Here is a 17,631-nt window from a genome sequence, read left to right on the forward strand (position 1 = left end):
ACGAAGATCGCGCCGCTGCGGCGTCGGTCCTGCGCCGTCGCAAAGGCGTCGTTGATGCGGCCGAGCGGGAAGCGATGCGTTACCAAAGGCTGCGTCTGCAGCTTGCCGCGCGTACCAGATCGAGCACCGCGACCTTCTCCGAATGGATGTCGTGGAAGGCGAAGCTGGCGCTCGGGATCAGGCGGATTGCCGACATCTGGATTCGCTGCCATTCGAGCGGGATCGTGGTTTCGCCCTCATCGAACCCGCCGACGATGACGACGCCGCCGCCGCGCCGGACCAGGCGAGTCGCAAGTGGCAGCGTTTCCGGCATGGATTTGCCGCCGGCGCATTCGAACGCGACATCCGCGCCCAGCCCGCCGGTCATCGCCATGACCGCGGCGATCGGATCCGCCTGCGATGAATCCATGGTCTCGTCCGCACCGAGCCGCCGCGCCAGATCGAGCGCGTGCGGCACCGTGCCGATGATCAGCACGTCCGCGCCGCTCGCTTTGGCAAGCATCGTCTGGCCAAGGCCGATCGGCCCGGCGCCGATGACCGCCACCCGCGCGTTGATCGTTGGCCCCGACAGATGCTCCGCGCATCGGTATCGAGCAACGCCGTATCGTCATACCCGACCGTGTCGGGCAGACGTTGGAATTTGTGCGCCGGGCCGACGACGAACTCGGCATAGGCCCGCGACACGCTGGCGCGGCGGGTGGGATAGAGGTCGGGGCAACGGTTATACTGCCGCACGCGGCACCAGACACAATGACCGCAACCGAGCAGCTATTCGATCAGCACCCGATCGCCCATGGCCATTGCGGTGACGTTGGCGCCGACCTCAACGACGTCGTCGGCAAGTTGGTGGCTTATGATGCAGCAGCGCAGCGAAGGTTCGGGCTTTTCCCACGAGCGCAGATCGGTCCCGCAGATGCCCGCCATGCGCACGCGCGCCTTCACCCAGTCGGCGGCGGGAAGGCATGGCTCGTCGACCTCCTAGATCGTGAAGCGACGTTCGGCGGTCTTCAGTGCGGCTTTCATCGCGGGACCTTCCGCATTGGCTCGCTTGCGATCAGACCTTCGCCTTGCTCGCGCCGGCTTCCGCATACAGCGTAGCGTAGCGGCGCGTGACCATCGGCAGCGCCTCGTCGATCCAGGCCGCCATCGCCTCTTCCTCGCCCAGCGATTGCTTCAGCAGCGGGGTCGCGGGCGCGAAGCCGCCGTCCTCGGCCAGCACGAGCAGCGACTTGTACGCCGCGATCTCGAAATGCTCGAAGGCGTAGTTGGCGAAACTGTTCTTCACGATCTCGTCGCCCGCGACGCTGTGACCGAGTGCCGCCATGCCGCCGGACATGCTCAATCCCAGATCCTTGAACGTCGAGCTGCTGGTGTCGAAGCCGCCCAAAATTTCGTCGAGGCGCGCGATCTGGGCATTGGTTTCCTCGATATGCGCGCGCAGCCGGTCCGCGACCTCCGGATAATGTTCGATGCGCGACACCTGCGGCGTCATGATCGCCAGAGCCTGTTTCTCGACGGCATGGGCGTTGACGAGCCCCGTGATGAACAGTTCGCGCAGCGCGTCGGTCTGGTGGGTCATGTCTGTCTCTCCGGTGCGATGATGAACATTGAAAACCGCCACGCCGACCAATGGTGTCATCGTATGTTTGATAATCTCCAACTTTCTGAGTAACTTAGATCAACACGTCCTTTGCCGGGCACCGGCACGATCGCGACGCGTTGGCCGGCCCATGACGCTCCACCCGCAACCCGTCCTGACCGACGCCGACCGCGACAGGGGGCTTCGCCTGCTGGTGAGGGAGGCGGCCTATCGGGGGCGACGGCCGCTCTGACCACCGGCGTCATCCTGACCGCCTTCGCGCTGCACCTCGGCGCCTCGACGGCCATGGTCGGGTTGCTCGCCAGCGAGCCGTTTCTGACGCAGCTGCTGCAATTGCCCGCGATCCCGCTCGTCGAACGCTTGCGGCGGCGCAAGCTGATCGCCGTCGCGTCGAGGCTGATCGGCCGTGCGATGCTGGGAGTCATGGCCGCGACTGCCTTCACGCCGGGCGCATGCTGCCCGCGGCGGAGGTGGCCGAGGCCATCGTCTTCGTGCTCACCCGATCCGCTCGCTGCGATATCGTCAACCTGCGCATCGAGTCGCTGGTTCAGAAGACCGCATAGGATCAGATCCTCAGCCTCTAACTAGTCCGGAGGCAGGATCGCGCCGCAGCCTATAGCAACTTGTCGAGCGTGATCGGCAGGTCGCGGACCCGCGTTCCGGTCGCGTTGTACACGGCGTTGGCGATCGCCGCCCCGACCCCGGTGATACCGATCTCGCCGATGCCGCGGGCACCCATCGGCGCGTGCGGGTCGGGCAGATCGGTCCAGATCACGTCGATCTCGGGGACGTCCATATGCACCGGAACGTGATATTCCGCGAGGCTGGGGTTCATCACCCGGCCGGTACGCGCGTCGAACAGCGTCTCCTCGGTCAGCGCGAGGCCGAGCCCCATGATGATCCCGCCGCGGAACTGGCTCGCCGCCGCTTTGGGATTGAGGATGCGGCCGCAATCGAAACTGCCGAGCAGGCGGCGCACCCGCACTTCGCCGGTCACGTCGCTGACCGCCACTTCCGCGAATTGCGCGCCGGTCGAATGCATCGAATATTTCAGCATCTCGAGCGGCAGTGGTGCCTTCGCCTCCGCCTCTACGGCATCCCTGCCCGCGCGTGCCAGGATCGACGCATAGCGCTCGTGGCGCGTCGGATCGCCCGCCTGCGCCAGGCCGCCGTCCACCGCCACGACATCGGCAAGGCGCAGGCCGGCGAGCGGGCTGTCGTTGCCCGCGATGCGCAGCAGTTCCTTGATCAGCGCCTCGGCGGCCGCCGTTACCGCCGCCAGCGTTGCCACCGTCTGTTGCGATCCGCCCGCCATCGCGCCCGCTGGCAGCGCGGAATCGCCATATTCGAACGTTACGCTGTCGAGCGGCAGGCCCAGCCTGTCGGCGGCATGCTGCGCCTGGACCGTCGCGGTGCCCATGCCCATCTCGTGTCCCGCCGTCGACACTGTGGCATGGCCGTGCGCGTCGATGCGGATCCTTGCCGCATTGCCGGGCATACGCAGATAGGGATAGGTCGCCGTCGCGACGCCCATGCCGATGCGCCACTCGCCCTCGCGCCGGCGGCCGGGCACGGGATCGCGGCGATCCCACCCGAAGCGCGCCGCGCCGTCGTCGAATGCCTTGGTGAGATGGCGGGAGGAAAACGCATTGCCGCTCGTCGGATCGCGCTCCGGCTCGTTGCGGCGGCGCAGTTCGATCGGGTCGACCGCCATCGTCTCGGCCAGTTCGTCGATCGCGCATTCCAGCGCGAACGTACCGACCGATTCCCCCGGCGCGCGCATGAAGGTGTTGGCCAGCATGTCCATCTCGGCGATCGTCTGCTCGAGGCGGAAGCTGCCGGCGGCATAGAGGTGCCGCGCCGGAAAGGTGAACTGCTCCGGGCAGTTGTTGTGCGCGGTCATCGCCGCGACGCCTTCGTGGATCAGAGCGGTGAATCGCCCCTCCGCATCGGCGCCGATCGCGACGCGCTGCTCGGTCAGCGTGCGGCCGCCGACGAGGCGGTAGACGCCTTCGCGGCTCAACATGATCCGCACCGGGCGACCCGCCAGCCTTGCCGCCGCGGCGGCAAGGATCTGGTGCGTCCACAATCCCTTGCCACCGAAACCGCCGCCGACGAACGGCGACAGGACACGCACCTGCTCCGGCTGGATGCCGAACACGCCCGCCATCGTGCCGGCGGTGCCGTTGAGCATCTGCGTGGCGTCGTGGAGGATCAGCGTATCGCCGTCCCAGGCGACGGTGGCGGCATGGAGCTCGATCGCATTGTGGTTGTGACGCGGCGTCGTATAGCGCCGGTCGACGCGATGCGGCGCCTTCGCGAGCGCCTTCTCCGCATCGCCGATCGTCACCGCGGCAGGTTCCATCAAGACCGAATCGGGGCGCTTCGCCTTGCCGCGTGCCACGGAGAAATCGGTGAGTGCGGGCGCGGGGTCATAGGCGACGCGGACCAGCGCCGCGGCATGGTCGGCCTGCTCCTGCGTCTCCGCGAGCACCAGCGCCACGGCCTCGCCGTTCCAGTGGACGGTCGCATCCTGCATGACGGGCAGGCTGCTGCCCGCGACGCCGCCACCGTCCATCATGCCCTTCGGCGCCTTCATGCGCGGCGCGTTGCGATGCGTCATGACCAGCGCGACGCCCGGTGCCTGCTCGGCCGCCGCCGTTTCGATCGACGCGATACGCCCCTTGGCGATGGTCGAATGGACGAGCGCGGCATAGAGCATGCCGTCGAGCTTCACCTCCGCCGCGAAGCGCGCGGCGCCGCCCACCTTCAGCGCGCCATCGATCCGCGACACGGGCTCGCCGACATGGCCGTGCTGGCCGCGCACCGGCTTGGGTCGCGTGCCCGGCAACAGCGCATCGGGAACGTAGCGGAGCGCGGTGCGCGCGAATTCCATCATCGTCACGCAGCCTCTCCCGCCAGTTCGTACAGCACTGCAGCGATCGTGCGCCGCGCCAGTTCGATCTTGAATCCATTGTCGCGCAGCGGCGCCGCATCGGCGAGTTCCGCCGCCGCGGCTGCAGCGAACGCCGCCTCGTCGGCGAACCGTCCGCGCAGCATCGCCTCGGCTCGGGTCGCGCGCCACGGCTTGTGCGCCACGCCGCCGAGCGCCAGGCGGACGTCCCGCACGACCCGGTCTTCGCCGACGTCGAGGACGGCCGCCACCGATACGAGCGCGAAGGCGTAGCTCGCGCGGTCGCGCACCTTGCGATAGGCGGAGCGGCCGACGGGCGGCGCGGGGAGGTGGACCGCGACGATCAGCTCGCCCTGCCGCACGCTCGTCTCGCGCTCGGGCGTTTCGCCGGGCAGCAGGTGGAGATCGGCAAAGGCGATGCGACGCTCCCCGTCCGGCCCGACGACCGTCACCTCCGCGTCGAGCGCCGCGAGCGCAATGCACAGATCGGACGGATGGGTGGCGACGCAGGCGCTTGACGCGCCCAGGATCGCGTGGATGCGGTTGAAGCCTTCCCGTGCGTCGCAGCCGCTGCCGGGCACGCGCTTGTTGCAAGCGGCGGCCTCGTCATAGAAATAGGTGCAGCGGGTGCGCTGGAGCAGGTTGCCGCCGACCGTCGCCATGTTGCGGATCTGCGCCGAAGCGCCGGCGAGAATCGCACGCGCCACCAAAGGGTAGCGGGTGCGGACGCGGCGGTCGCTGGCGAGTGCCGTGTTGGTGACGCCTGCGCCGATGACGAGGCCGCCGTCGGCGTCGTCCTCGATTTCCGTCGACACGGCGGTGACGTCGACGAGCGTTCTCGGCCGCTCGATCCCCTCGCGCATCAGGTCGACGAGGTTGGTGCCGCCGCCGAGATAGCGCGCGTCCGCGCCAGCGCCGGTGCGCAGTGCGCCGGCCGTATCGTCGGCGCGGAAATAGGTGAAGGGGGTCATGCCGACACCGCCGGCCGGTCGGCGCCATAGGTCGCGGCGATGGCGGCGACGATGCCGTTATGCGCGCCGCAGCGACACAGATTGCCGCTCATCCGCTCGCGCAATTCGTCATGCGTCAGCGACAGCGTGTCGGCGGCCAGGACGTCGGTGACGTAGCTCGGCACGCCCCGCGCCAGTTCGTCGGCCATGCCGACGGCGGAGCAGAGCTGGCCCGGCGTGCAATAGCCGCACTGGAAGCCGTCGTGCTCGATGAAGGCGGCCTGCAACGGATGCAGCGTGTCACCATCGGCCAGCCCCTCGACCGTGGTGATCGAGCGACCCTGATATTGTACCGCGAGCGCGAGGCAGCTGTTGATCCGAACGCCGTCGACCAGGACCGTGCAGGCCCCGCACGCGCCCTGGTTACAGCCCTTCTTCGTGCCCGGCAGGTCGAGATGCTCGCGCAGCAGGTCGAGCAGGGAGGTTCGGATATCGACTTCTGCCGACACCGGTTTGCCGTTGACCGTAAGATCCATAACCACCCCCAACACGGCCAGATCGCCGCACCTCGCGGCGCAACGCGTCGGGAGCGAAAAGGTTCAGCCGCCAAGGCCCGCCGCCCTCATGTCTCCGGCAGCAGCGCTTTCAACGGCACCGTCGGATCGGCGAGCTGCTCCGGATCGGGCCTCGCTCCCGCTTCCACGAGCTTGCGTCCCTGGACATAGTCCTTCGTCATGTTGACGCAGTCGAGCGCGATGACGCGTCCTTGCTTGAGATAGACGACGGAAAAGCTGCGCGTCGCGGGATCGCCGCGCAGGATCGCCTCGTCATGCCCAGCGGACAAGCCCACGGTCTGCAGCTTCAGGTCGAATTGATTGGACCAGAACCACGGCGTCGCGCGATAGGTGCCGGGCTGCCCGACGATCGCCTTGGCGACGAGGGTCGCCTGATCGTTGGCGTTCTGAACCGACTCGACGCGCAGCAGCGCACCATCGGCAAAGGCATTGGCGTGCAGCGCGCAGTCGCCGATCGCATAGACGTCGGGCAGCGTCGTCCGGCATCCCGAATCGACCAGTACACCGTTCCCGCCCTCCGCACCGGCCGCGATCAGCGGTTCGACGGAGGGTTCGATACCGATGCCGACGACCGCCATGTCCGCCGGGAGCGTCTCGCCGGTGGCGAGGCGCACGCCGGTGATGCGATCGTCGCCGTTCAGGCAGTCGACCGCGACACCGAGCCGCACGTCGACGCCCTCGGCGCGATGCGCGGCCTCGTAGAAGCGCGACAGCGCTTCGCCCGCCACCCGTGCCAGCACGCGATCCTGCGCCTCGAGCAACACGACGGACTTGCCCTTCCGCGTCAGCGCGGCGGCGGCCTCCAGGCCGATATAGCCGCCGCCGATCACCACCACGCGCGAAACCTCCGGCAGCTCGTCAATCATCCGGTCGACATCGGCACGCGTACGGACGGTGTGGACGCCGACAAGATCGTGGCCGACGCAGGCGAGCCGGCGCGGGCTGCCGCCCGCCGCCCAGATCAGGCGTCCATAGCCGATCCGTTCGCCCGTGTCGGTCGTGACCCGATGCGCCGCCGCATCGATCGCCGTCACGCTGCGACCGAGCATCAGCGTGACCTCCCGTTCCTGCCAGAAAGCGAGGGGGCGTATCAGCATCCGTTCGAAGGGACGCTCGCCCGCCAGGTAATCCTTCGACAGGGGCGGGCGTTCATAGGGCGGATCGGGTTCGGCCCCGATCAGCGCGATCGAACCGCCGAAGCCGTTCTGACGCAGCGCGATCGCCGCCTGCGCGCCGCCATGCCCGCCCCCCACGATCACGACATCGAACATCTGCGTTTCGTCCATGGCGAACCGTTAGCGCGCGGTGCCCGCGGGCGGAAGCGGCCGCCGCGCCCGTCCTGCTGCGGCATGCTTCCCTGTCGGCACCGTTTCGGCGACGGTCGCGTTCATGCCGCGATTCGTAGCGAAAGGCCTGCCATGCAAGACGACACCTATACGCCCCCTGAAATATGGACCTGGGACAAGGAAAGCGGCGGCCGTTTCGCCAGCATCAATCGACCGATCGCGGGCCCGACGCACGACACGGCGCTTCCCGTCGGGCGTCACCCGCTGCAGCTCTATTCCCTGGGAACGCCGAACGGCGTCAAGGTGACCATATTGCTCGAGGAACTGCTGGAAGCCGGCCATGCGGGCGCCGACTATGACGCCTGGCTGATCCGCATCGGCGAGGGGGACCAGTTCGGCAGCGGCTTCGTTGCGGCCAATCCCAATTCCAAGATCCCCGCGCTGGTCGACCACAGCGGCACCCAGCCCGTCCGCGTCTTCGAGTCGGGCGCGATCCTTGTCTACCTGGCCGAAAAGTTCGGCGCCTTTCTGCCGCAAGAGGGGGCGGCACGGGCGGAATGTCTGTCCTGGCTATTCTGGCAGATGGGCAGCGCGCCGTTCCTCGGCGGCGGTTTCGGGCATTTCTATGCCTATGCGCCCGAGAAGTTCGAATATCCGATCAACCGCTACGCCATGGAAACCAAGCGGCAGCTCGACGTGCTCGACCGCATTCTCGCGGATCGCGCGTTCGTGGCGGGACCGGACTATACGATCGCCGACATGGCGATCTGGCCCTGGTACGGCCAACTCGCGCTGGGCGATCTCTACGGCGCCGGCACGTTCCTGCAGGTCGACGGCTATCGCAACCTGCAACGCTGGACACGTGAGCTGGCGCAGCGTCCCGCGGTCCGGCGGGGACGCATGGTCAATCGCGTGACAGGCGACCCGGCCAGCCAGCTCCATGAGCGCCACGATGCGACGGACTTCGATACGCGCACGCAGGACAAGCTGGCTTCCGCATAGTCAGGGTAGAGTCAGGCAGGAACAGGGCGGGCGACGCAGGAACGTCGCCCGCCAGGGTCGGGCGCTTTGGGGGGCTGGTCCGCCCGACCGTGCCTTTCCCGCCGGCCAGCGGATGGGAAAGGCTGGGGAAGAGGGCTGCGGTGTCCGCGAACTAGAACCGGAACGCCGCGGTGGCGCGCATGCTGTGCCAGCGGAAGATATTGTCCGACCGAGCAATGTCCGTGCCCGTCGTGTTCGGGGTCAGCACGAACGGATTGGTCGCCGCCGCGCTGCCCTGCGTCACGCGGACGCGGAACTGGTCGTCATTGTAGCGATGGTACATATATTCGAGGCCGATCGAGAAGTGCCGGCCGATCTTCTGCTCGATGCCGCCGCCGGCCAGGAAGCCGAAGCGCGTGTCGTCGCCGCGCAGGGCGAAGGCGTTCGCGGTATTGGTGGTCGAGAAGGTATGGTTGATCTTGGCATAGCCCGCGCCGGTCGTGCCGTAAAACAACGTGGTGCCGAAGGCGAGACCGGCGCGACCGCGCACCGACGCCTCGTAATCCACGTCGCGCGTCAGCACGTAATTGGCGGGCGTCGTCGAGAAACCGCTGGTGCTGTCGGTGATCTCGGACTTGCCGAACTCTCCGACGAAGCCGACGACGACGTGGCCGCGCTGGGTGTCGGCGCCGATCCGACCGTAATAGGCCCAGCCGTCCTTGTCGTTGCGACAGCCACCCGCCTGCGGCGTCGCGCCGCGAGCCGCACCGTTGCAAAAGCCCGGCGAGAAGGCGTTGGTATTGCCGGAGGTGACCACGGTGTCGCCGAACCGGCCATCGAGGTTGCGGTCGAACAGCAGCCGCGCGCCGACCGGATTGGGCTGGACGTCATAGCCGCCCGCCGCGCCGACATAGACGCCGCTGAACGGCTGCGGATCGGAATCCATGTCCTGCGCCGCCGCTGGGGCGGCGAGGACGCCGGTGAGAACGAGGGCCGGCGCGAGGCCGAGAAGGATGGTGCGCATGTCGTATCTCCCTGTAGACAGCGTCGAGAAGACGCGGATCAGACGCCCGAGCTGGTCCGCACGGTGCCGTTGACGCCGGACGGGAAGAACCCGCCGCTCGTCGTCGCCGAGGCGCTGAGATAGACGATGTTCAGCACCTGTCCCGGCGTGCGGCTGAAGGCGATCCCGTTCGCATCCGCGGGCACGATGTTCGACACGGTGCTGTCGCTGCCGACGATGCCCTGGTCGAGGTCCGTCGTGCCGTCCAGGCTGTCGCGCGCGTCGGAGATCTGTCCCGCCGCCGTCCGCAGGCTCGGGGTCTGCAGACCCCTGGCGTAGAGCACGGTGCGGATCAGGCCGGCGTGATAGGCCTCGGCGGCATGGATGCCCGCGGCCGCCTCGACATAGGTCTTGTTGTTGATCGAGGCGATCGAGCCCTTGTACGCCGTCACGCCGACATCCTCGAAGATGAAGGCGCCGAGCAGGAAGTTCTCGGGCGACGCATAGGGATCGAACGTACCCGTCGAGCTCACCACGCCGGCGGCGCGCGCGGCGGCGGTGAAGGCGCCGCTCGCGCCGCCGTCGATGTTGATCGCGGGCATCGCCACCGCCGAACTGCCCAGGGCAGTGCGGAGGAACGCCACGTGCGCCGCCTCGTCCGCGGCGATCTCCCGCGCATATTGGGTGACCAGCGTGTCGCCGTTGAACGAGACCTGGCGGCCACCGGTCACGGTGCCCTGCGTGCCCGTCCCGCCCAGCAGCGAAGCGGGCAGGCCGACGCCGTTTGCCGCATAGGAATAGAATTGCGCTTCGAGATATTCGAGGTTGAGCGCGAAGTTCAGCACGTCCGCATCGGTGGGCGCGGGCGTCGGCGTCGGAAAGGGCGTCGGCGCATAGTCGTTGTTGTGGTCGTCCTTACACCCGGTCAGCAGGCCCGCGACGCCGGCGGTCGCGGCGGCGGCACCGGCGGTGCGGAGGAAGGCGCGGCGGTCGTGGCGGCGGCGCTCTGCGGCGGCCAGCACTTCGTTCAGAATGTCCTTGGTGTGCATCGTCAGTCTCCCTGAAAGGTGCCGGCCGGCTCAGGCCTGGGCCGTGCTGCTGCGGATGTTGCCGTTCACACCGGCGGGGAAGAAGCCGCCCATCGTGACGGCGGACTTGGTCAGGTAGACGATGTTGAGCACCGCGCCCGTCGACCGGCTGTAGGCGAGACCGTTAGTGTCGACCGGCACGATGTTCGACGCGGTATTGCCGTTGATCGTCACCGGGGAAATGCCCTGGTCGTCGTCGCTCGGGCCGTCCAGGCTGTCGCGTGCATCGGAGATCGCGTCTGCCGCCGTGCGCAGCGTCGGGGTCGCGATGCCCTTGGCGTAGAGCACCGTGCGCACGATCGCGGCGTGATAGGCCTCGACCGCCAGGATGCCGGCCGCGGCCTCGAGGAAGGTCTTGTTGCTGATCAGCGGCGAAGCGCCCTTATAGGCGGTGACGCCGACATCCTCGAAGATATACGAGGCGAGCAGGAAGTTGTTGTCGTTCAGATAGGGGTCGAACGACTGTCCGGCGCCGACAAGGCCGGCAGCACGTGCGGCGGTGCTGAACGCGCCGTTGGGCGAAGTGCCGACGTCGATCGCCGGCTGCGCCACGGCGGCGGATCCGAGCGCGTTGCGCAGGAAGGCGACGTGCGCGATCTCGTCCTGCGCGATCTCCTTCGCATAGGCGGCGACGAGCGGATCGGAGAAGGTGACCTGTCGTCCGCCCGTCGCGGCGCCGGCCGTCCCCGTTCCGCTGACCAGCGAGCTGCTGATCGGCGTGTTGAAGGCGGCATAGGAATAGAAATTGGCCTCGAGATATTCGAGGTTGAGCGCGAAGTTGAGGACATCCGCGTCGGTCGGGGCGGTTTGCGCCGCCGCGCTGTCGGCATAGGCGAACGCCCCGCCCACCGCCGCCGCGCCCAGCACCATCCGGAACAACTCGCGCCGTTCGTTGCGGCGGGTGACCCGCGCGTCGAGTGCTTCGATAAACTGCTCGCTTTGGGTCATCCCGATTTCTCCCTTGATGCGCCAGGTTGGGTTCGGACCTGCCGGGCGGGCCTTTGTGCGCCGCTCAGGCAAGGTACGCGCGAGACGCGCGGATGGACGCAGACTGCGCGAAATAAATATCGGAGATCAGCTTCTTGTTCGTTCGGCTTTGTCCGGTTAGCCATTCGCCATGGCCTCGGACGCGCCCTCATCCCCGGACGAAGCGCGGCGCGCGCTGGTCGAGGCGCTGGTCGCGACGGGGGAGCAGGACCGTGCGGCCTTCCTGCGCGTTTATCGGATGACCGCCGCGAAGCTTTTTGGCGTTTGCCTGCGTATCTGTGGCGACAGGACCGCGGCAGAGGATGTGTTGCAGGACGTATATGCCTTGGTGTGGAAGCGCGCGAGCGGCTTCGAACCGGGTCGGGCAAGCCCGATCACTTGGTTGGCGACGATCGCGCGCAATCGGGCGATCGATTGGCGCCGCGCCAATCCCCATCGCGCGACGACGGACGTGGAGGATGTCGCCGATCTGCCCGAACCCTCGCCCTCTGCATGCGATACATTGCTCTTCGACGAGACCGACCGCCGCCTGCATCTGTGCCTGGACGCCTTGCAGGATACGCAGCGCGAGATGATCCGCGCCGCGTTCTTCGGCGGCCTTACTTATGCCGAACTGGCGGAACGCCGCGCCGTGCCGCTCGGCACGATGAAGAGCTGGATCCGCCGCGGGCTGCTGCGTCTTCGGGAGTGTCTCGATGACGACGCCTGACGATCCCGACATGACCGCCGCCGAAGTGGCGCTGGGCCTTCTCGACGGAGAGGCGCGCGCCGCGGCGCACAGGCGGCTGCTCGCCGATCCCGCCTTTGCTCGCGAGGTCGCGCATTGGCGTGCGCATTTCGCGACGCTGTTCGCCGAGGTGCCCGAGGTCGTTCCGCCCGCCTATCTGGAACACCGGATCGCCGCGGCGGTCGCGGCGGGCGGCGGGGATCGCGCATCGGTGCACGCACTGCGCCGATGGCGCTGGTTCGGCGGCGGGATGAGCGCGGTCGCCGCCGCGTTGCTCGTCCTGGTGCTGACCCGGGCGACGGAGCCGCCGGCGGCGGTGCGCCCGCCGTCGCGGACGGTGGTGCCGATGGTGGCGACGCTGGCGCCGGGCGCGGGTGTCGCGCCATTCGCCGCGGTCTATGATCAGAGCACGGGACAGGTCCGCACGCTCGGCCGTGTCGCTCTGCCGCGCGACCGTGACGCGGAATTGTGGGCGATCGGCCAGGATGGCGTGCCGCGCGCGCTCGGCCTGCTGACGCGCGACGGCAAGACCCGCATCGTGGTGCGCGGCATCAGGATCGAGCCCGGTACGACGCTGGCGATCTCGATCGAGCCGCTCGGCGGCTCGCCGCGCGCGCTGCCCACGGGGCCCGTCGTAGCGACGGGGCAGCTCGACCGCATCTGACGCGCCATGTCGGGCGCCGATGCTGCATCCGGCGCACCATCCGTCTCGTAGCTGCGCCAGCGCCATTACGGCGCGAGGAGAGACAGGATGAATCGACATTTTCGCCCCGCAATCGCCGCACTCCTGCTGATCAGCGCCGGCGGCGCCTATGCGAAGAACAATCCGATGGTCGGCGGGGCTGCGATGTACCCGACCAAGACCATCGTCGAGAATGCATCCCAGTCGAAGGACCACACCACGCTGGTCGCGGCGGTGAAGGCGGCCGGGCTGGTGGATACGTTGTCCGGGCCGGGACCGTTCACCGTCTTCGCGCCGACCAATGCCGCCTTCGCGAAGCTGCCGGCGGGTACGGTCGACACGCTGCTGAAGCCCGAGAACAAGGCGCAGCTCACCGCGGTTCTGACCTATCATGTGCTCCCGGGCCGCATCACCGCGAAGGACATCGCCGCCAAGGCCAAGGCTTCGGGCGGAACCGCGACCTACACCACGGTACAGGGCGAGCCGCTGATGTTCCGCAAGGCTGGCGGCGGCTGGGCCATCATGGACGGCAAGGGCGACACGGGCCGCATCACGATCGCCGACGTCGCGCAGTCGAACGGCATGGTTCACGTCATCGATACGGTGATGATGCCCTGAATCCGGTGAACATGGTGCGCGCACCGGGCGCGCACCATGGCCGGATCGATGCCCTGGCGGTCCCGCCGGGTGCGCCGGCTGAGACCGGTCCTTCATGACCTAACCGGTCTGCGATCCCCTTTTTGCACGTCTGTGTGCAATGTCGCGGGAACGCCGCCCGCGTTCGCGGATTGCGGCATCGTGGCAGGACGGGTTTCATGAATGCGGTTCGCGGCACCATTGCGTCGGCCGCGGCCGTTAACGCGTGTCGTTTGCCGGAAGGAGGCGGACGGCGCGCGCCCATGCCGCCTTCCGGCGCGAACCCGGCTTGCATGCTCCTGCTGACCATGTCCCGCGCCAGCGCCGTCGGCGCATGACGCCGCCTCGCGCGCTCCTACCGGTCCTCGTCGCGTCCCTGCCGCTTGGCGGCTGCGACGCGCTGCGGCTGGGCATTGTCGATCATGCCGGTCCGGTGGCGGCAGCCCAATGGCATCTGTATCTGATCGTCGCGGCCGTATTGGTGTTCGTGGCGGGGCCGGTGCTCGTCCTCGTGCCGCTGATGGCATGGCATTACCGCCTGTCCAACAAGGGTGACGCCTATCGTCCCGACTGGGGTTTTTCGTGGCCGCTCGAAATCCTCGTGTGGGTTCCTCCGATCGGGATCGTGATCGGCCTTGCATTCCTGCTCTGGAACACGACGCACGCGCTCGATCCCTATCGCCCGCTCGCCTCCGCCGAGCCCCCGCTCGAGGTCCAGGCGGTGGCGCTCGACTGGAAATGGCTGTTCATCTATCCCGGAGAGGGCGTGGCGAGCGTCGACCGGCTGGTGATCCCGGTCGGACGTCCGGTGCACCTCAGCCTGACCAGCGGTACCGTGATGCAGTCGCTGCTGATCCCGCAGCTGGCCGGCCAGGTCTATGCCATGGGCGGCATGCGGACGCAGCTCTATATCGCGGCCAGCCGCCAAGGCGTCTTTCGCGGTGAGAATACCCAGTACAATGGCCGGGGGTTCCAGGATCAGAAGGTGGCGGTGATCGCCACGGACGCTTCCCGCTATACCCGCTGGCTGGCGGCGGTACGCGCCAGCACGCCGATGCTGGACGGCACCGCGCTGGCACGGCTCACCCGCAGGTCGGTGGAGACCCGGCCGCTGGCGTTCTCGCGCGTGCCGCCGCACCTGTTCGACAGGGTCATGTCGGTTACCCGGACGAAAGAGGGACAATGAGCGCACCGGTCTGGCCGGCAGTATTGGGGCGCTTCGGCTGGCAGGACCTGCCGTTCGTCCTCGCCTGGCAACATCCGACGATCAACGAGCTGATCGGCGCCGGTGCCGCGGCGATGGTGGTGATCGGCGCGGGCGTGGTCGCGCTGCTGCTGACGGTGACGCATCGCTGGCGGTGGCTGTGGTCGGAATGGTTGACCAGCCTCGATCACAAGAAGATCGGCATCATGTACATCGTCATCGCGTTCGTCATGCTGGCGCGCGCGCTGATCGAGGCCAATCTGATGCGCCTGCAACAGGCGACGGCGATCAACGCGCCCGGCATCGTCGCGCCGGAGCATTTCGCGGAGCTGTTCAGCACGCACGGCTCGATCATGATCTTCTTCATGGCGATGCCGTTCCTGACCGGCGTCATCAATTATCTCGTGCCGTTGCAGATCGGCGCGCGGGATGTCGCCTTTCCGTTGCTGAACGCGATCGGGCTGTGGCTGACCGGCAGCGGCGCGGCCCTGATGATGATCAGCCTGGTGATCGGCCGCTTCTCGACCGGCGGCTGGAGCGGCTATCCGCCCTATACGGAGATCGCCTTCAATCCCGGCGTCGGTCCCGACTATTGGATTTGGGCGGTGACCCTTGGCTCGATCGCGTCGACACTGGCGGGCATCAACATCGCGGTCACCATCTACAAGATGCGTTGCCCCGGCATGCACCTGATGCGGATGCAGATGTTCTGCTGGACCAGCCTGTGCACCGCGATCCTGATGGTGTTCGCGATGCCGCCGCTGACGGTCGCGACCGCCCTGCTGGCGCTGGACCGCTATCTCGGCTTCCACTTCTTCACCAATGCGGCCGGCGGCAACATGATGAACTACGCCAACCTGTTCTGGATGTTCGGCCATCCGGAGGTGTACATCGTGATTCTGCCCGCCTTCGGCATCTATTCCGAGGTCGTCTCGACCTTCTCGTCGAAGGAACTGTACGGCTATGTCTCGCTGGTGATCGCGACCATGGGGATCGCGGTGCTGTCGTTCACGGTCTGGCTGCACCATTTCTTCACCATGGGGCAGAGCCCCAGCATCAACGCCGCTTTCGGCATCGCGACGATGGCGATCGGCGTGCCGACCGGTGTCAAGATCTACAACTGGATCTGGACGATGTTTCGCGGCGAGGTCCGGTTCGCGACGCCGATGCTGTATGCGCTCGCCTTCATGATGACCTTCGTGCTGGGCGGCCTGACCGGCATCATCCTGGCTTTTCCGCCGCTCGATTATGTCGTGCACAACACGACCTTCCTCGTCGCGCATTTCCACAACATGCTGATCCCGGGCACGCTCTACGGGCTGATTGCGGCCTATACGTTCTGGTTTCCCAAGGCCTTCGGGTTCAGGCTCAACGAGACCTGGGGCCGGATCGCGTGCGGCTGCTGGGTCATCGGTTTCTATCTGGCCTTCATGCCGCTCTACGTCCTGGGTGCCGCAGGTCTTGCCCGACGGACGCAGGCGATCGACGAGGCGGCCTATCGGCCCTGGCTCTATGCCGCCGAGCTGGGTGCGGTGATCCTGTTCTGCGCGCTGGCGGCATTGATCGTGCAGCTGTGGGTCAGCGTGCGCGACCGGCATGCCAACCGCGTCTTCGCCGGCGACCCGTGGGACGGTCGCGGACTCGAATGGTCAGTCTCGGCGCCGCCGCCCGAGTATAATTTCGCGCATCTGCCGCACGTGGAGCAGCGCCACGCCTTCTACGACGACAAGCGCCGGCATGCCCCCTATGCGCCCCCGCCGCATTACGATGCGATCGCGATGCCGCGGAACAGCGCGGTGGCGCCGGTGATCGGCATCGCCAGCGCGATCGCCGGCTTCGCGCTGGTCTGGTACATATGGTGGCTGGCGATCGCCGGCCTCGTTGCCATCATCGCCACGGTGATCGCGCGCAGCTTCGTCCGCGACACCGAACGCACCATCCCGGCGGCGGAGGTCGAACGCGAGCAGGCGCTGTGGCTCCACGCCGTCGATAAGGCGCATCCCGTGCCACGCGAGCGCGAACTGACTCCCGCCAACCAGGGGCTGGCGGAGGTGCATCGATGAGCGAGGGCAGGCCACGTCATGCCGGGCTGAACCTCGGCGACACCGACGCCCAAGCCGACGAGGGCGCAGGAAGCGCGATGTTCGGCTTCTGGATGTTCCTGATGAGCGATGCCCTGGTCTTCGCGCTGCTCTTCGCCACGTATGGGGTCATGCAGCATGCGACGGCGGGCGGACCCGGACCGGCGACGGAATACAAGATCGGACCGACCTTCATCGAGACGCTGGTGCTGCTGACGAGCAGCGTGACCTATGGGATGGCCTCGGTCGCCATGAAGCATGGCGCAGCGATCCGGCACATCATGCTGTGGCTGGCCGTCACGCTGTCGCTCGGGCTGCTGTTCCTCGCGCTCGAACTGCACGACTTCGCCGACATGTTCGCACATGGCGCCTATCCGTCGCGCAGCGGGTTCCTCTCCGCCTTCTTCGGGCTCGTGCCGCTGCACGGCCTCCACGTCCTGATCGGCGGGCTCTGGCTGGTGGTGATGATGGTGCAGCTGCGCGTGTTCGGGACGGATCCGCAGGTGAAGATCAACCTGCTGCGCCTGGGGCTGTTCTGGCACTTCCTCGACATCGTCTGGATAGCGATCTTCTCCACCGTCTATCTTCCGGGCCTGATCCGATGAGCGGCGGCTCGGGCGAGGCGCGGGGCGAGGTGCGCATCTATCTCATCGGCTATGCGGCGGCGCTGTTGCTGACCGGCGCGGCCTTCGGCGCCGTCCACTGGCATATCGCCGGACCGCGCGCGACGTTCGCCGCCGTCCTGCTCCTCGGGCTCGTGCAGGCCATGGTGCAGTTCCGCTGCTTTCTCCACGTCAGCCTTGCGCGGACGGCGCGCGACGATCTTCAGCTTGTCCTGTTCTCGGCCTTGATCATCGCGCTGATGGTGGGGGGAACGCTGGTGGTGCTGTTCAACCTGCACGGGCGCATGATGTAAG

18 protein-coding genes are annotated in these 17,631 nt (G+C 67.5%); 8 read left to right on the forward strand and 10 right to left on the reverse strand.

All coding sequences use genetic code 11. The annotated features are described in order from the left end of the window. Positions 1-79 precede the first annotated feature (79 nt). The 7 genes from IQ292_RS16855 to IQ292_RS16885 all read right to left on the reverse strand — a co-directional run bounded on the left by IQ292_RS16855 (position 80) and on the right by IQ292_RS16885 (position 7,325). Complete coding sequence (locus IQ292_RS16855; protein ID WP_203311493.1) at positions 80-544, reverse strand: zinc-binding dehydrogenase; 465 nt, start codon at positions 542-544, stop codon at positions 80-82. Positions 545-768: 224 nt separating this feature from the next. Then, the gene (locus IQ292_RS16860; protein WP_203311494.1) at positions 769-924 is read right to left on the reverse strand and encodes an alcohol dehydrogenase catalytic domain-containing protein; all 156 of its coding nucleotides are present in this window, start codon (positions 922-924) and stop codon (positions 769-771) included. Between the two features lie 130 nt (positions 925-1,054). Beyond that, the gene (locus IQ292_RS16865) at positions 1,055-1,579 is read right to left on the reverse strand and encodes a ferritin-like domain-containing protein (RefSeq protein WP_203311495.1); all 525 of its coding nucleotides are present in this window, start codon (positions 1,577-1,579) and stop codon (positions 1,055-1,057) included. Positions 1,580-2,213: 634 nt separating this feature from the next. Continuing rightward, the gene (locus IQ292_RS16870; RefSeq protein WP_203311496.1) at positions 2,214-4,499 is read right to left on the reverse strand and encodes a xanthine dehydrogenase family protein molybdopterin-binding subunit; all 2,286 of its coding nucleotides are present in this window, start codon (positions 4,497-4,499) and stop codon (positions 2,214-2,216) included. Positions 4,500-4,501: 2 nt separating this feature from the next. Then, positions 4,502-5,485 carry an FAD binding domain-containing protein gene (locus IQ292_RS16875; RefSeq protein ID WP_203311497.1) on the reverse strand — a complete coding sequence of 328 codons (984 nt, stop codon included), beginning with the start codon at positions 5,483-5,485 and terminating at the stop codon, positions 4,502-4,504. Next, complete coding sequence (locus IQ292_RS16880; protein ID WP_203311498.1) at positions 5,482-6,000, reverse strand: 2Fe-2S iron-sulfur cluster-binding protein; 519 nt, start codon at positions 5,998-6,000, stop codon at positions 5,482-5,484. The genes IQ292_RS16875 and IQ292_RS16880 overlap by 4 nt, the downstream gene beginning before the upstream one ends. A gap of 86 nt (positions 6,001-6,086) precedes the next feature. After that, positions 6,087-7,325 (reverse strand): NAD(P)/FAD-dependent oxidoreductase, encoded by a 1,239-nt coding sequence (locus IQ292_RS16885; RefSeq protein ID WP_238941203.1) that lies wholly within the window; start codon positions 7,323-7,325, stop codon positions 6,087-6,089. A 132-nt stretch (positions 7,326-7,457) separates the two neighbouring features. Here IQ292_RS16885 and yghU point away from each other — a divergent pair, with 132 nt between their 5' ends. Further along, complete coding sequence (yghU, locus tag IQ292_RS16890; RefSeq protein ID WP_203311499.1) at positions 7,458-8,327, forward strand: glutathione-dependent disulfide-bond oxidoreductase; 870 nt, start codon at positions 7,458-7,460, stop codon at positions 8,325-8,327. Between the two features lie 151 nt (positions 8,328-8,478). On the opposite strand, the gene IQ292_RS16895 is transcribed toward yghU, so the two are convergent. From IQ292_RS16895 to IQ292_RS16905, 3 genes are read right to left on the reverse strand one after another with little or no spacing between them, the layout of a single operon-like run. After that, positions 8,479-9,330, reverse strand: a complete 852-nt coding sequence (locus tag IQ292_RS16895; protein ID WP_203311500.1) for an outer membrane protein — start codon at positions 9,328-9,330, stop codon at positions 8,479-8,481. 38 nt (positions 9,331-9,368) lie between these two features. Further along, positions 9,369-10,358, reverse strand: a complete 990-nt coding sequence (locus IQ292_RS16900; RefSeq protein ID WP_203311501.1) for a ferritin-like domain-containing protein — start codon at positions 10,356-10,358, stop codon at positions 9,369-9,371. Positions 10,359-10,388: 30 nt separating this feature from the next. Then, complete coding sequence (locus IQ292_RS16905) at positions 10,389-11,345, reverse strand: ferritin-like domain-containing protein (protein ID WP_203311502.1); 957 nt, start codon at positions 11,343-11,345, stop codon at positions 10,389-10,391. 169 nt (positions 11,346-11,514) lie between these two features. On the opposite strand from IQ292_RS16905, the gene IQ292_RS16910 reads away from it, so the two are divergent. From IQ292_RS16910 to IQ292_RS16940, 7 genes are all read left to right on the forward strand, one after another. Continuing rightward, positions 11,515-12,093 (forward strand): sigma-70 family RNA polymerase sigma factor, encoded by a 579-nt coding sequence (locus IQ292_RS16910; RefSeq protein ID WP_203311503.1) that lies wholly within the window; start codon positions 11,515-11,517, stop codon positions 12,091-12,093. Continuing rightward, the gene (locus IQ292_RS16915) at positions 12,080-12,775 is read left to right on the forward strand and encodes an anti-sigma factor (RefSeq protein ID WP_203311504.1); all 696 of its coding nucleotides are present in this window, start codon (positions 12,080-12,082) and stop codon (positions 12,773-12,775) included. Before IQ292_RS16910 ends, IQ292_RS16915 begins: the two co-directional genes overlap by 14 nt. An 87-nt stretch (positions 12,776-12,862) precedes the next feature. Continuing rightward, the gene (locus IQ292_RS16920) at positions 12,863-13,411 is read left to right on the forward strand and encodes a fasciclin domain-containing protein (protein ID WP_203311505.1); all 549 of its coding nucleotides are present in this window, start codon (positions 12,863-12,865) and stop codon (positions 13,409-13,411) included. A gap of 352 nt (positions 13,412-13,763) precedes the next feature. Beyond that, positions 13,764-14,615 (forward strand): cytochrome ubiquinol oxidase subunit II family protein, encoded by an 852-nt coding sequence (locus tag IQ292_RS16925; protein ID WP_203311506.1) that lies wholly within the window; start codon positions 13,764-13,766, stop codon positions 14,613-14,615. Beyond that, a complete protein-coding gene (locus IQ292_RS16930; RefSeq protein ID WP_203311507.1) occupies positions 14,612-16,696 on the forward strand; it encodes a cbb3-type cytochrome c oxidase subunit I in 2,085 nt (694 codons plus the stop codon). Before IQ292_RS16925 ends, IQ292_RS16930 begins: the two co-directional genes overlap by 4 nt. Further along, positions 16,693-17,319 (forward strand): cytochrome c oxidase subunit 3, encoded by a 627-nt coding sequence (locus IQ292_RS16935; RefSeq protein ID WP_203311508.1) that lies wholly within the window; start codon positions 16,693-16,695, stop codon positions 17,317-17,319. The genes IQ292_RS16930 and IQ292_RS16935 overlap by 4 nt, the downstream gene beginning before the upstream one ends. Beyond that, positions 17,316-17,630 carry a cytochrome o ubiquinol oxidase subunit IV gene (locus tag IQ292_RS16940; protein WP_203311509.1) on the forward strand — a complete coding sequence of 105 codons (315 nt, stop codon included), beginning with the start codon at positions 17,316-17,318 and terminating at the stop codon, positions 17,628-17,630. Before IQ292_RS16935 ends, IQ292_RS16940 begins: the two co-directional genes overlap by 4 nt. The last annotated feature ends 1 nt before the right edge of the window (position 17,631 follow it).

The sequence above is a fragment of the Sphingomonas beigongshangi genome (assembly GCF_016820445.1).
In the GTDB taxonomy this organism is placed as follows: domain Bacteria; phylum Pseudomonadota; class Alphaproteobacteria; order Sphingomonadales; family Sphingomonadaceae; genus Sphingomonas; species Sphingomonas beigongshangi.